The 13,873-nt window shown below is 28.9% G+C and carries 14 protein-coding genes; 11 read left to right on the forward strand and 3 right to left on the reverse strand.

The genetic code is table 11. The features are described from left to right. Positions 1-104: 104 nt before the first annotated feature. Positions 105-2,489: a TonB-dependent receptor gene (locus BA195_RS08110; RefSeq protein ID WP_068704310.1), complete on the forward strand. Its 2,385-nt coding sequence runs from the start codon at positions 105-107 to the stop codon at positions 2,487-2,489. Positions 2,490-2,508: 19 nt separating this feature from the next. Further along, a complete protein-coding gene (locus BA195_RS08115) occupies positions 2,509-3,093 on the forward strand; it encodes a Crp/Fnr family transcriptional regulator (RefSeq protein WP_068704813.1) in 585 nt (194 codons plus the stop codon). A gap of 70 nt (positions 3,094-3,163) precedes the next feature. On the opposite strand, the gene BA195_RS08120 is transcribed toward BA195_RS08115, so the two are convergent. Then, entirely contained in the window at positions 3,164-3,652 is a 489-nt protein-coding gene (locus BA195_RS08120; protein WP_068704312.1) for an IS1096 element passenger TnpR family protein, read from the reverse strand. A 57-nt stretch (positions 3,653-3,709) separates the two neighbouring features. On the opposite strand from BA195_RS08120, the gene BA195_RS08125 reads away from it, so the two are divergent. Continuing rightward, a complete protein-coding gene (locus BA195_RS08125; RefSeq protein ID WP_068704314.1) occupies positions 3,710-4,126 on the forward strand; it encodes a PaaI family thioesterase in 417 nt (138 codons plus the stop codon). A 5-nt stretch (positions 4,127-4,131) separates the two neighbouring features. Further along, positions 4,132-5,184 (forward strand): isochorismate synthase, encoded by a 1,053-nt coding sequence (locus BA195_RS08130; protein WP_068704316.1) that lies wholly within the window; start codon positions 4,132-4,134, stop codon positions 5,182-5,184. A 113-nt stretch (positions 5,185-5,297) separates the two neighbouring features. Here the strand turns inward: BA195_RS08130 and BA195_RS08135 are convergent, their stop codons facing one another. Both BA195_RS08135 and BA195_RS08140 read right to left on the reverse strand, forming a co-directional pair. Further along, positions 5,298-5,672, reverse strand: coding sequence for a PUR family DNA/RNA-binding protein (locus BA195_RS08135; protein ID WP_068704318.1), 375 nt, complete (start codon positions 5,670-5,672; stop codon positions 5,298-5,300). An 81-nt stretch (positions 5,673-5,753) separates the two neighbouring features. Continuing rightward, entirely contained in the window at positions 5,754-7,508 is a 1,755-nt protein-coding gene (locus BA195_RS08140; protein WP_068704321.1) for an ABC transporter ATP-binding protein, read from the reverse strand. Between the two features lie 162 nt (positions 7,509-7,670). Here BA195_RS08140 and BA195_RS08145 point away from each other — a divergent pair, with 162 nt between their 5' ends. The 7 genes from BA195_RS08145 (at position 7,671) to BA195_RS08175 (ending at position 13,873) form a co-directional block, all read left to right on the forward strand. Next, entirely contained in the window at positions 7,671-8,771 is a 1,101-nt protein-coding gene (locus BA195_RS08145) for a Glu/Leu/Phe/Val family dehydrogenase (RefSeq protein ID WP_068704323.1), read from the forward strand. A 77-nt stretch (positions 8,772-8,848) separates the two neighbouring features. Then, on the forward strand, positions 8,849-9,787 hold the full coding sequence (gene nusB / locus BA195_RS08150; protein ID WP_068704325.1) for a transcription antitermination factor NusB: 939 nt from the start codon (positions 8,849-8,851) through the stop codon (positions 9,785-9,787). A gap of 40 nt (positions 9,788-9,827) precedes the next feature. Beyond that, positions 9,828-10,295: a DUF1573 domain-containing protein gene (locus BA195_RS08155; RefSeq protein ID WP_068704815.1), complete on the forward strand. Its 468-nt coding sequence runs from the start codon at positions 9,828-9,830 to the stop codon at positions 10,293-10,295. Further along, positions 10,295-10,603 carry a preprotein translocase subunit YajC gene (gene yajC, locus BA195_RS08160; protein WP_068704329.1) on the forward strand — a complete coding sequence of 103 codons (309 nt, stop codon included), beginning with the start codon at positions 10,295-10,297 and terminating at the stop codon, positions 10,601-10,603. Before BA195_RS08155 ends, yajC begins: the two co-directional genes overlap by 1 nt. 81 nt (positions 10,604-10,684) lie before the next feature. Then, on the forward strand, positions 10,685-11,608 hold the full coding sequence (locus tag BA195_RS08165; protein ID WP_068704332.1) for a CdaR family protein: 924 nt from the start codon (positions 10,685-10,687) through the stop codon (positions 11,606-11,608). Further along, entirely contained in the window at positions 11,608-12,198 is a 591-nt protein-coding gene (gene coaE / locus BA195_RS08170) for a dephospho-CoA kinase (RefSeq protein ID WP_068704334.1), read from the forward strand. Before BA195_RS08165 ends, coaE begins: the two co-directional genes overlap by 1 nt. 109 nt (positions 12,199-12,307) lie before the next feature. Next, positions 12,308-13,873 (forward strand): sensor histidine kinase, encoded by a 1,566-nt coding sequence (locus tag BA195_RS08175; protein WP_068704337.1) that lies wholly within the window; start codon positions 12,308-12,310, stop codon positions 13,871-13,873.

Consider the following 13,873-nt stretch of genomic DNA (forward strand, 5'->3'; position numbering starts at 1 on the left):
ATAAATACTCCTAATTTTTAGTTAAAAAATACGTTATTGATTATCATCAATGAAAAGATAATTGTTATAAAACATCTTTGTATGAAATTAACATTTATTTTATTATGAAAAAAATAAGCAGTATTCTTTTACTTTTATTAAGTTGTTTTTTATACGGACAAAATGGGGTTATCAAGGGTTTGGTTATAGATAAACAGTCTGAACTTCCTCTTATTGGAGCGACAATAGAACTACTAAATTCAAAAACACCTATAGGTACAACTACCGATATTGATGGTTATTTTACTCTTAATAACATTCCTTTAGGAAGACAAGTTATAAGAGTTAGCTACGTGGGTTACGAAAATAGTACCATACCAGATATTGAAGTAAATTCGGGTAAAGATATTTCTCTTACAATTGCATTAACTGAAAACTTTAATCAACTTAATGAAATAGTTATTACAAGTTCTAACACCAGTAAACTTAAAGCTAGAAATAAATTCACCTCAATATCAGCCCGTCAGTTTGGTATTAAAGAAGTTGGTAGATACGCTGGTGGAAGAAGTGATGTTGCTAGACTTGCTAGTAATTTTGCGGGAGTTGCTGCTCCTAACGACAGTAGAAATGATATTGTAGTTAGAGGAAACTCACCTACTGGATTATTATGGCGTTTAGAAGGTATTCCAATACCAAGTCCTAATCATTTTTCAACCCTAGGTACAACAGGAAGCCCAATTTCTGCTCTAAATCCAAATATGCTTAAAAATTCTGACTTTATTACTTCTGCTTTCCCTGCTGAGTACGGAAATGCTATTGGTGGTGTTTTTGATTTAGGTTTTAGAAAAGGAAATAAAGATACCAACGAATTTTCTTTTCAAATGGGTGCTTTTTCAGGAATAGAATTAAGTGCCGAAGGGCCTTTTAACAAAAAAAATAATGGTTCTTTTTTAATTGCTGCCAGATATTCTTTAATAGGCTTAATAAATGGTGGAGGTACTAGTGATACTCCTAACTATATGGATGTTTCTTTTAATATAGATTTCGGTAAAAGTAAGTTAGGTGAGTTTTCTTTATTTGGGCTTATTGGAGACTCTAGTATTGATTTCTTAGGTAAAGATTACGATAAAGATGATTTATTCTCTGCTCCAGATGAAAATTCTTTCGTTATATCTAATGTAGCACTTGTTGGCTTAAAACATAAATTACAACTTACAAATAACTCTTATTTAAAGACAATTATAGCTGGTACTTTTAATAAAAATGATTACAAAGAAGAACGTATACTAAATTTAAACACACCTTTACAAAGTAATTTAAAATATACAGAAAATATAGATAAGGAGACTCGTCTTATTTTTTCAACAATGTATAACACCAAAATAAATCAAAGACTAACGTTAAGAACAGGGTTTTTAGCTGAAAACTTTAATATAGATTATGACAGAAAAGACAGATCGGAACAGCCTGATAACGATAATGATGGTAATCCTGATTTAGTTACTATTAGAAAAATTAAAGGTGACTACACCATTTTTCAACCTTATATACAAAGTAAATATAGGCTTTCGAAAAAGTTGATTCTTAACACAGGGTTACATGCAATGTATAGTGATTTAAACGAGCAATTTGTTATTGAGCCTCGTGCATCTATAAACTGGCAATTGCATCCTAAACACGCTCTTAATTTTGGATATGGATTACATCATCAAAACACACCGAGTCCATTAGTATTTTTAAATAAGAAAATAGATGGTATAAATACGCAACCAAATAAAAACCTTGATTTTATTAAAAGTAATCATTTTGTACTTGGGTATGATGTGAAAATAGCGCCAAAATGGAGAGGTAAATTAGAATTATATCATCAAACAATTAAAAATGCTGCGGTTGATAAAACTCCATCTAGCTATTCTTCACTAACTGAAGGAGCCGATTTTACTTTTTCTTCAGATAAAACCAATTTAACTAATGCTGGTACAGGAATTAATCAAGGACTTGAACTTACTTTAGAAAAATCATTTAGTAAAGGTTACCATGCTTTAATTACAAGCTCAATATTCGATAGTACTTACAAAGGAAGTGATGGTATAAAAAGAAACACTCCTTTTAATAACGGGTATGTTTTTAATTTTTTAACAGGAAAAGAATTTAAATTAGGAGCTAGTAAAAACACGATACTCTCAATAGATACTCGTTTTGTTACTGCAGGTGGTAAATATTTTACACCTGTAAATCTTGAAGCTTCAAAAGTTGCTGGTTATCAAATACTAGATAACTCCAATGCGTTTAGCAAGCAATATGACAACTACATGCGCTTAGATTTAAAAATAGGAGTAATTTTTAATAGTAAAAAGCGAAAAAGTTCTCATAAATTATATGTTGATCTGCAAAATATTACAGATAAAGAGAATATTTTTGTAAAAAAGTACAACAGAACAACCAATACCGTAGAACAAGTAAATCAAGCTGGTTTTTTTCCAGACTTTGGCTATCGTTTTCAATTTTAACAACAAAAGTTTACCTACCATGCATAAACAAGTTATTGATTTCTTTAAGCAATTTATCCCTATAAGCGAAGAGTCTGCGAACTTTATCAAGACTAATACCGTCGTAAAAAAAATAGCTAAAAATGATTTTTTACTAACACAAGGAAAAGTGTGTGATTTTGTTGCTTTTATTAATGAAGGTGCTTTTAGGTCTTTTTATAGTGTTGATGGACAAGAATACAGTAAACAATTTTTCTTTGAGAAAAACTTTTGTACAGATTATAGTAGTTTTCTTACTCAAAAAAATTCACTTAGCTATTTACAAGCTATTGAAGATAGTACTGTAATTATATTTAATAAGAAAGTGGTTGATGAAGCTTATAAAGTTATACCTAACTTTACGGTTTTTGGTAAAAAATTAGCTGAGAACTTATACATTATTGTTTGTGATATTAAAGCTTCTTTTATTTTAAACACCCCAAAAGAAAGATATGAGAATTTAGTGAAAGAGAGGCCTAAGGTTACACAAAGAGTACCACAGTATATGATTGCCTCCTACTTAGGTATTACTCCTGAAGCTTTAAGTAGAATAAGAAAACGTATTTTAAATAACAAAAACATATAATAAAAAGCTCCTTGTTTTATTTAAAACAAGGAGCTTTTTTAATGATTACAAAAATTAAACTAACTCTTCATTAAAAATCAAAGTCATCTATATTTTCAAAACTTGGAAAATCATCATTAAAGTCATCCTCTAAATCATCGGTTGCTGTTGCTTTAAACTCTTTTTCAGGAGCTTCATCAGGAATTTCACCTACCGTTAAAATTATTTTAGATTCGGTAACTACCTCATCTGATTGTTCTACGATTTCAACGTAAAACGTCCACATTTGTAAAAAATCATACACATAAATCAATTTATCATTGATATTTGGTAGTGTTTCATTTAAAATACAAGTTGCCATTGATACACCTTCACCAGCTTCTGCCATGTTAAATAATGGAATTTCCTCCCCTTGATTCCAATCTTCATCAGTACGGTAAAAAGAAGCCATTTCCTGCCCATTAAAACCAAATGATTTTGCAATATCAAAATGTAAATTTTCTAACGATTTAACCTCATCAAAAACTAAGGTTCTAATAACATCTTCTTTGGTATCTAAAATTACGCGTACTTTATACATTCTATCATTTTTTGTCGCCACAAAAATACGTATTTTTGAATGATAATTTTTAATTAAATGGATACACAAAAATCTCTCGATATACTTAACGGTTTTAACAAAAATACATTGATGGAAACACTTCAGATTGAATTTACTGAGGTTGGCGATAATTTTTTAACTGCAAGAATGCCTGTAAACTCAAAAGTACATCAACCTTACGGAATTTTACATGGAGGTGCTACAGCTGCTTTAGCTGAAACTGTTGGGAGCTCTGCTTCAGCTTTTTTTTTAAACGACTCAACTAAAATTGTAAAAGGAATTGAGTTAAGTATTAACCACCTAAAAAGTAAAAAAGAAGGAGTGGTTTTTGCTACTGCTAAAGCAGTTCACCAAGGAAGAACAACGCATTTATGGGAAGTTAAAATTGTTGATGAAAATAATAATTTAATTTCTCTATGTAAGATTACCAATATTGTTTTAGATAAAAAATAATTAGATTGGATATATTTTTAAACATAAAAAAAGCACTCGATAATCAACTTCCGTTTGTTGTTTATTCTAAACCAAATTCATCAATTTTAAAAGGATGGTTTCAAAAAAATGACACGTTGTTTACTTCGGATAAATATGATGAAAGCGGCTTTATTTTTGCTCCTTTTAACGATAAATATGATGCTATTTTACTCCCAAAAAATCAATCCTTTTTTTTTGAAGAAAACATAACTACAACTCTTGATTACATTAAAAAGAATCAAATTAAACCAAACAATTCATCAGAAGAAAAACATATTGAATTAATTAAAAAAGGGATTAACGCTATTGATAATAAGCAATTTAAAAAAGTGGTTTTATCAAGGAAAGAAGCTATTGATTTAACTGATTTTAACCCAATAATAACTTTAAAAAAATTACTTAAAAACTACCCAAATGCTTTTACTTATTTATGGTTTCATCCTAAAGTTGGCATGTGGTTAGGAGCTACTCCTGAAACTTTAGTTAAAATTAAGGGCAACAATTTTAAAACAATGTCGTTGGCAGGAACACAGGTTTATGAAGTTAATAAAGAAGTTAATTGGCAACCAAAAGAAATAACTGAACAGCAATTTGTTACTGATTATATTACCGATAAATTAGCACCTATTTGCAAAAAAATAACAAAAGGTGCTGTTGAAACTATTAAAGCAGGTAATTTATTGCATTTAAAAACACAAATTTCTGGCGAATTGTTAACTACAACCACTGTTTTAATAAAAAAACTACACCCAACTCCAGCTGTTTGTGGTTTACCTTTAAAACCTTCAAAAGATTTTATTTTAAATAATGAAAACTACAACCGAACATACTACACTGGTTTTTTGGGAGAATTAAATTTAAAAAGTCAAAATAAAAACACTTCTGAACTTTTTGTAAATTTACGATGCATGGAAGTTAAAAATAACACTGCTTATATTTTTGTAGGTGGCGGAATAACCAAAGAAAGCAACCCTAAAAATGAATGGAATGAAACCGTCGCTAAAACAAAAACGATGAAAAAAGTGCTATTCAATTAAAAAGCATCAACCTAATAAGGTTAATGCTTTTCTTTGTGTAAATTGAATTTGAATTGATTTTTTAGTAAAATATAAACTAATCGTTTATTTAATTTTACTAACAGTTTTCTCTGCTATATATCATCAAAAGAAACGTCTGTAAAACTTTCAGCTGAGGCTGATTTTTCTACCTCTTCTATTGCCTCTTCTTTTTTATAATCTTTTTGGTGACGCTCACTTATTACTTCTGATCCTTTTTCGTTTACAATAAAATCAGTAGCTTTATTTAACATCTCTTTAAAATCTGAAAAATCTTCTTTATATAAGTAAATTTTATGCTTTTGATAATGAAAAGATCCATCATCGTGTGTAAACTTTTTACTTTCTGTTACTGTTAAATAATAATCATCTGCTTTGGTAGACCTTACATCAAAAAAGTAAGTTCTTCTACCTGCTCTTAAAACTTGTGAAAAAATCTCTTCTTGTTCTACTCTCTCCCTTTCACTCATAATCTTATTCTTAAATAATAATTGTTTACTTAAAATTGCTCAACAAATCTAACAAAATAATTGATTTGGCAATACGAAACATTACATTTCTTTTTCTAAAAGTTGTTGTTCATACAACTCTTTATAATAACCTGCTGTTTTTATTAATTGATTATGAACACCTTGCTGAATAACCCTACCTTTATCTAGTACAATAATTTTATCGGCATTTTTTGCTGATGAAACTCTATGACTAATAATGATTGTTGTTTTTTCGTTTGATACACGTTCTAAATTAGAAAGAATTTGTTCTTCTGTTTCGGTATCAACTGCTGATAAACAATCATCGAAAATTAAAATTTTAGGATTTTTTATAATCGCTCTTGCGATAGAAGTTCGTTGCTTTTGGCCTCCTGATAAGGTAACCCCTCTTTCACCTAAAATGGTTTGATATCCTTCTTTAAAGGCTATTATATTTTCGTGAATTACCGCATTTTTAGCAGCTTGAATAATTTCTTGTTCTGTTGCGTTTTCTTTGCCGAACTTTATATTATTCTGAATCGTATCTGAGAATAAAAAAGGATCTTGTGGTACAAAACCAATCTGATTTCTTACATCATATAAATTACAATCTTTAATGTTTTTGCCATCAATTAACACAGCTCCTTCACTAGCATCGTACAAACGTGAAATTAAATTTATAATAGTCGTTTTTCCACTTCCTGTTTTTCCTAAAATAGCTAACGTTTCTCCTTTGTTTATTTTTAAATTCACATTATTTAAAGCCGTAATATTGGTATCATCATAAGTTAATGAAACGTTTTTAAATTCAATATTTCCTTCAACTTTTGTCTCAACATCTTCAGTATTACTAATTTCAGGAACCTGTTTTAAAAACTCATTAATTCTTTGTTGCGAAGCTTCAGCTTGTTGTACCATCGATGTAACCCAACCAACAACAGCTACCGGCCAAGTAAGTATATTTACATACATTACAAATGCGCCTATAGCACCTAATTGTATTTCACCTGCGATGTATTGTTTACCTCCTATATATAATACGATAATATTACTAATACCTATTAACAATATCATCAGTGGAAAAAATAAGGCTTGAATCTTATGCAGCTCAATATTTTTATCTTTACTTTGGTCAGCTATTTCATCAAAAGAAGAAATAACAGCTTTTTCAATTGCATATGATTTTACTACATTAATTCCTGAAAAAAACTCTTGATTAAATGTGGTTAATTTTGATAAGTATTGCTGAACTATAACACTTTTTTTATTAATCTGTTTACTTAACACAAAAATAGATACTGATAAAATAGGAAACGGTATCATGGTGTACAAAGTTAGCTTTGGTGAAATTGCATACATCTGACTAAAACCAATTATAAGCGAAACCAGCATATTTAAAGAATACATGATTGCAGGCCCAAAATACATACGTACTTTAGATACATCTTCACTTATACGATTCATTAAATCGCCCGTTCTATTCTTCTTATAAAAATTAATTGATAAACGCTGATATTGTTCAAAAATTTCATTTTTTAAATCAAACTCTATCATTCTTGACATTACTATAATAGTTTGTCGCATTAAAAAAGTGAAAAAACCACCTAATAAAGTTACCACTATTATCAATAATATATTATTAAACAAAATTGATTTCACTTCAGATAAATCAGTTAGTTTTCCTAATTGATAATCTTCAACTACATTTAGTGACTCACCAACAAAATCTGGAATTTTAAGCGTTAAAACCTTTGCTAACACTGTAATTAATATCCCCAATAACAATCGCCATTTATATTTTATAAAGTACTTATTAAGGTATTTTAATGCTTTCAATGTAAAAATTATTTTTAAGTTAAAATTTCATACAAATAAAGACCTTTTGTTAAAGACATCATAATTAAGCTATCATTTTTTGCTTATGTTTTAACGATTTCATATTTTTGTACTCTAATTTTTGAGATTATTAAAACATTCTCAAATAAAAAAACAAAACAAATGACATCAGAAATCATTGATACTAAAGATCTTAAAAACGACCCAGTATTCGGTCAATTGTCTTTTGACAATCACGAACAAATCGTTTTTTGTAACGACGAAGATACTGGTTTAAAAGCAATAATTGGTATTCACAATACAACTTTAGGACCTGCTTTAGGAGGTACTAGAATGTGGCAATATAAAAGTGAATGGGATGCTCTTAACGATGTTTTACGTTTATCTCGTGGAATGACTTATAAATCTGCCATTACAGGATTAAATCTTGGAGGTGGTAAAGCTGTAATTATTGGAGATGCAAAAACTCAAAAAAACGACGCGTTAATGCGTAAATTTGGTGAGTATGTAAATTCTTTGAGCGGTAAATATATTACGGCAGAAGATGTTGGTATGGAAACTCGTGATATGGATATTATTCGTGAAGTTACTCCACATGTAACAGGTGTTTCTGAAGCTATTGGTGGGTCTGGAAATCCATCTCCAGTAACTGCGTATGGAGTTTACATGGGAATGAAAGCTGCTGCTAAATACCGCTTTGGAACAGAAAATTTAGATGGTAAAAAAGTATTAGTACAAGGTGTTGGACATGTTGGAGAAACTTTAGTAAAACACATTACTGATGAAGGTGCGCAAGTAATATTAAATGATATTAACGAAGCCCGTTTAGAAGAATTAAGTAAAAAATACGGCGCAAACGTAGTATTAGGTAATGATATTTACGGATTAGATATTGATATCTATGCTCCATGTGCTTTAGGTGCTACGGTAAATGACCACAGTATCTCACAATTAAAAGCTAAGGTTATTGCTGGTGCAGCAAACAACCAATTGGCTAACGAATTAAAACATGGTACTTTGTTAAGAGAAAAAGGGATTGCTTATGCACCTGATTTCTTAATTAATGCTGGTGGAATTATAAATGTTTATGCTGAAGTTGCTGGCTATGACAAGGTTGAAAGCTTAAAAAGAACCGAAAATATTTATAATACAACTTTAGATATTTTTAACTTAGCAGAAAAAGAAAGCATCACAACACATCAAGCTGCTTTTAATATTGCACAAGCAAGAATTGATGCTCGTAAAAAAGAGCAAAATAGCTAGATAAAAAATAAAAAAGTTTTACTTTTGCAGAGCGTTAGAAATAGTTTCTATCGCTCTTTTTTTTAAAGTTCTTTAAAATGATTAACAGAAGACATATTCGAGTTAAGGTAATGCAGTCGGTTTATGCAATGCAGCAATCGCAGAGTGATGATATTGTAAAAGAAGAAAAATTCTTAAAACACAGTATTCAAAAAATGTATGATTTATACGTACTTAATCTTCAGTTATTAGTTGAAGTTCAAAAATTAGCTAACAAAAGAGCATTACTAGCTAAGAAAAAAATACTTGCAACAAAAGAAGAATTAAATCCTAACGAAAAATTTATCAATAACAAACTTATTAATAAACTTAATGAGAGCGTTAGCCTTGAAGGATATGTTGAACTAAACAACTTAAACTTTTGGCAACTTGATAATGAATACGTGCGTATCATTTTAGATGAATTACAAAAAAGTGATTTGTATTTAAAATATATGGATACTATAGAAGATTCATACAATGTAGACCGTGCTTTTATTATTGATTTTTTTAAAGAAATTATAGCTCCTAATGAAAAGTTAGCAGATTATTTTGAAGATAAAATGATTTCTTGGGTAGATGATATCCCTTTTGTTAATACTTGGATTGTTAAATCATTAAACAAACAAAAAATACAAAATCCTTTTATTTTAGGAAGCTTATATAAAGACAGTGAAGACAAACAATTTGTGGGGGATTTATTTACAAAAACAGTATTAAATCAACACAAATATCAAGAAGATATTATTGATAAAACTCCGAATTGGGAAGCTGATAGAATTGCCGATATTGATATGATTATTATTAAAATGGCAATTACCGAATTTTTACATTTCCCATCAATACCAAGTAGAGTAAGTATTAACGAATATATTGAACTAGCCAAAGATTACTCAACCAATAAAAGTGGTTATTTTATTAACGGTGTTTTAGACAAACTATCAAAAGACTATTTAGCTTCTGATAAGATGGTTAAAATTGGAAGAGGTTTATTATAAAATTATTATTTTTACAACAAATAAATTAAAACATAGTAAAATGAAGAAAATAGCAGTAGCAATTGCATTCATTCTTTCAACAGGAGTATTTGTTTCTTGTGGTAATGGAAATGCAGCATCTAAAGTAAAAAAAGAAAATATAGAAAACGCTGAAAAAAGAGATGTATCTATTAATGCAGGAGCAGCTTCTATTTCTTTTGATAAAGAAGAGTATAACTTTGGTACTGTTACCGAAGGTGAAGTTGTAAAAACGACTTTTACAGTAACCAATACTGGTAAAACTGATTTAGTTATTACAAATGCAAAAGCTAGTTGTGGTTGTACGGTACCTGTATGGCCTAGAGAAGCTATTGCACCTGGTAAAACAGGCGAAATTCAAGTTAGTTTTAACACAAACGGTAAACCAAACAGGCAATCAAAGTCTATTACCTTAACTACTAACACTAAAAAAGGAAGAGAAGTTTTAAAAATTTCTGGTATGGTAACTCCTAAAAACAGAGCTGTATAATGTTTTTACAAGCAAGCACACAAGAAAGCATTATGAACATGCTTCCGTTCGTAGCCATGATTGGTGTTTTTTATTTTTTGATTATTCGCCCACAAATGAAACGTCAAAAAAATGAAAAAAACTTTCAAACAACTGTTAAAAAGGGTATCAAAATAGTTACAAGTAGTGGTATTCATGGTAAAATTGTTGAAATTAATGAAAATGACAATACCATTATTATTGAAACCGGCGCAGGTAAAATAAAATTTGAACGCTCAGCCATTTCTATGGAATTAAGCAAAAAATACAATACTGAGGTTAAAAAATAACCTAAGTATTTTATCATAAAAAAAGAGCGCTAATTAGCGCTCTTTTTTGTTTTTTATGTAGATTGCAATATATTGATCATTTTGAAAAAAAAATTAAACATACCTAAAACCTTTTTTGGCTTTTTACTAGCTTCTGTTTTCTTTTGGCTGCTAATAAACCTTTCAAAAGAATATACAACTGAAATAACAATAGATACAGTATATACTAATTTACCTGTTGATAAAACAATTATAGCCACTCCTATAAAAAAAATAATCCTGCTTGTAAAAGGCAGTGGTTTTAAATTGATTTCTACAAATTTAACAAGTAATGCTTTGAGGTTAGATTTAAAAAAAATAAACAAAAAAAAAGCTACTGACTATTATTTTTTAACAAAAAAAATACAAACAGAAATACAGGATCAGTTAAAATCAGGCATAAAATTAATTAGCACTAAAAGAGATACAATACCTTTAAAAATAGGAACTTTGCACTCTAAAAAAGTACCTATAAAAACCGATTTAGACATCACTTTTCAACTTGGTCATGATTTAGCAAAACCTATAAATTTAAACCCAGATTCAGTGTTAATTTCAGGAGAACAATCGCTATTAAAAGAAATTAACTTTTTGAATTTACAAAGTATAAAGCTTGAAAATGTTTCTGAAAGTACTACTATAAATACTACAATTAATGTGCCTAAAAACATTAAAGCAACTATTAGCAATGTGAAAGTAAATATTATCGTTGATAAATTTACTGAAGGAGAAACTGAAATTCCTATTTTAATAAAAAATGCACCCAAAGGAATAAATATTTTCCCGAAGAAAGTCAAGATAACCTATAAAGTTGGATTAAAAAATTTTAATAAAGTAAACCCAAATCTTTTTAAAGTTGTATGTGATTACAACCAAGTTAAAAATAATGAGGCCTCTTTTTTAACCCCCAAAATAGTAGAAGCACCAAATTTTGTTACTCAAATAAGAGTAAGTCCCAAAAAAATAGATTTTTTAATACATAAATAATGGTCATAGGTATAACAGGTGGTATTGGTAGCGGAAAGTCTACCATTGTAAAGATGTTTTCACAATTTAAAAACATCGCAATATATACTGCTGATAATGAAGCTAAAAAATTAATGAACGCTTCTGAAGAGATAAAAATACAATTAATTTCAATATTCGGAGAAGAAGTATACAAAAACAACCAACTTAACAGACCATATTTAGCCAATATTGTTTTTAACAACAAACAAAAACTAACTATTTTAAATAGTATTGTACACCCTGTTGTAAATGATCATTTTCAAGATTTCATTTCTGAAAACTCCAAAAAAGATTACATTTTATATGAGAATGCGATTTTATTTGAAAATGGGAGCAATACTTTTTGTGATAAGATAATTACTGTAACCGCGCCTGAAAACATCAGGGTTCAACGTATTTTAAAAAGAGATAACACTACAATAGAAGCCGTTAAAAACAGAATTAAAAATCAATGGGGCCAAGAAAAAAAAACATTACAATCTCATTACATCATTGAAAACCTTACACTTACTAAATCTCAACAAGAAACATTACGTATTCATAATATTTTAACAAAAAATAATAAATAAGTTGCAGTTTCTTAATAATTTATCTTAAAATTATCTTAATTTTACACAAACTCTGTTAATCTAAGTTAAAAGAGAATATCCCTTCATTTTATTGATTTATTTTTGAGTAATGGGTAAAAAAATCTTTATTCTTATTGTTGTTTTAATGAGTATTTCTTTAATAGGAATCATCTCTGTTCAAATTTATTGGATTAAGGATGCTATAAAGAATAAACAGCAACAATTTGACAACAACGTTACAATTGCATTGGCTAGAACTTCTGAAAGGATAAAAGATAGAGAGTACTCTGAATTTCTTCAAAATAATCAGGAGTTTCTTAAAGATAAAAAATTTGTTTCTGATGCCGAAATAACCACTTATCTTTTTCAACAAATAGACACCACTAATAAAAGAAAATTTACCTTTGGTACTACCATTTTAGGTGAAAGTATAAAAATGCCAGGAGATTTTATAAATAATGACTCAATAGTTTTAAAGCGTTATTCTGGTAAGGAAGACTTTTATTTTTCGCAGGTAATCAAGGCTGAAAACAATGATTTTAATTCTTTTACTGAAGAAAACAGTTTTTCAACTTTTAAAAATTACCCAAAATTTAACAGGCAATTAATTGAAAATATGTTGCGTCAACGAAATAGACTATACCCAATTAATCAGCGCATCAGTAATAAAGAACTAAACTTTACGATACAAGAAGAATTGGCTAAAATGAACATAACGCAAAGTTTTAAGTATGGCGTTTATGAAGATGGTTTAGCAACACAGTTAAAATCTGGATATTTTAATATACACCCAAAAGATGCTAGCTACCCTTTGTTTAAAGATGATAATGGTAATAGCAAATATAAGTTATATATAAAATTTCCTAATGAGCGTAAAAATTTATTATCAGGAATGATGAAAATTTTAGGCCTCTCATTATTATTTATTGGTATTATTATTGCAGCATTTTCAACATCATTGTATCAACTAGTACGTCAAAAAAAGATATCTGAAATAAAAACAGATTTTATTAATAACATGACACATGAGTTTAAAACACCAATTGCTACTATTAATTTAGCTTTAGATGCTATTAGAAACCCTAAAATAATTGCAGATCAAGACAAAGTAAAACGCTACGTACAAATGATCCGTGAGGAAAATAAACGTATGCATGGTCAGGTTGAAAATGTATTACGAATTTCAAGATTAGAAAAAAATCAAATAGAAATAAGTAAGGATGCTACTGATATGCACGACACAATAGAAGAAGCTATTGAACATATTCAGTTACTTGTAGATGATAAAAAAGGAAGTGTAACATCACATTTTCAAGCAATATCAACCGAAGTATTAGGTAATCAATTTCATCTAACAAATATAATTGTAAACATGTTAGAAAATGCTTTAAAATACTCCAGTGAAGCACCTAAAATTGATGTATATACAGAAAGTACTAACAAATATTTTATCTTTAAAATAAAAGATGAAGGAATAGGAATGAGTAAAAATGCTCAGAAATATGTTTTTGATAAATTTTATAGAGAACATAAAGGAAACATACATAATGTAAAAGGCCATGGTTTAGGTTTAGCCTATGTAAAAGAAATTATAGACAGCCACCAAGGTAGCGTTCATGTTGAAAGTGAAAAAGGTAAAGGAAGCTTATTTACAGTAAAATTACCATTAATATAA

Source organism: Tenacibaculum soleae (assembly GCF_001693415.1).
GTDB lineage: Bacteria > Bacteroidota > Bacteroidia > Flavobacteriales > Flavobacteriaceae > Polaribacter > Polaribacter soleae.

Excerpts from the sequence above, each read along its gene's own strand:
- BA195_RS08110 (WP_068704310.1), top strand. The coding sequence starts at position 105 with ATGAAAAAAATAAGCAGTATTCTTTTACTTTTATTAAGTTGTTTTTTA.
- BA195_RS08115 (WP_068704813.1), top strand. The coding sequence starts at position 2,509 with ATGCATAAACAAGTTATTGATTTCTTTAAGCAATTTATCCCTATAAGC.
- BA195_RS08120 (WP_068704312.1), bottom strand. The coding sequence starts at position 3,652 with ATGTATAAAGTACGCGTAATTTTAGATACCAAAGAAGATGTTATTAGA.
- BA195_RS08125 (WP_068704314.1), top strand. The coding sequence starts at position 3,710 with ATGGATACACAAAAATCTCTCGATATACTTAACGGTTTTAACAAAAAT.
- BA195_RS08135 (WP_068704318.1), bottom strand. The coding sequence starts at position 5,672 with ATGAGTGAAAGGGAGAGAGTAGAACAAGAAGAGATTTTTTCACAAGTT.
- BA195_RS08145 (WP_068704323.1), top strand. The coding sequence starts at position 7,671 with ATGACATCAGAAATCATTGATACTAAAGATCTTAAAAACGACCCAGTA.
- nusB (WP_068704325.1), top strand. The coding sequence starts at position 8,849 with ATGATTAACAGAAGACATATTCGAGTTAAGGTAATGCAGTCGGTTTAT.
- BA195_RS08155 (WP_068704815.1), top strand. The coding sequence starts at position 9,828 with ATGAAGAAAATAGCAGTAGCAATTGCATTCATTCTTTCAACAGGAGTA.
- yajC (WP_068704329.1), top strand. The coding sequence starts at position 10,295 with ATGTTTTTACAAGCAAGCACACAAGAAAGCATTATGAACATGCTTCCG.
- coaE (WP_068704334.1), top strand. The coding sequence starts at position 11,608 with ATGGTCATAGGTATAACAGGTGGTATTGGTAGCGGAAAGTCTACCATT.
- BA195_RS08175 (WP_068704337.1), top strand. The coding sequence starts at position 12,308 with ATGGGTAAAAAAATCTTTATTCTTATTGTTGTTTTAATGAGTATTTCT.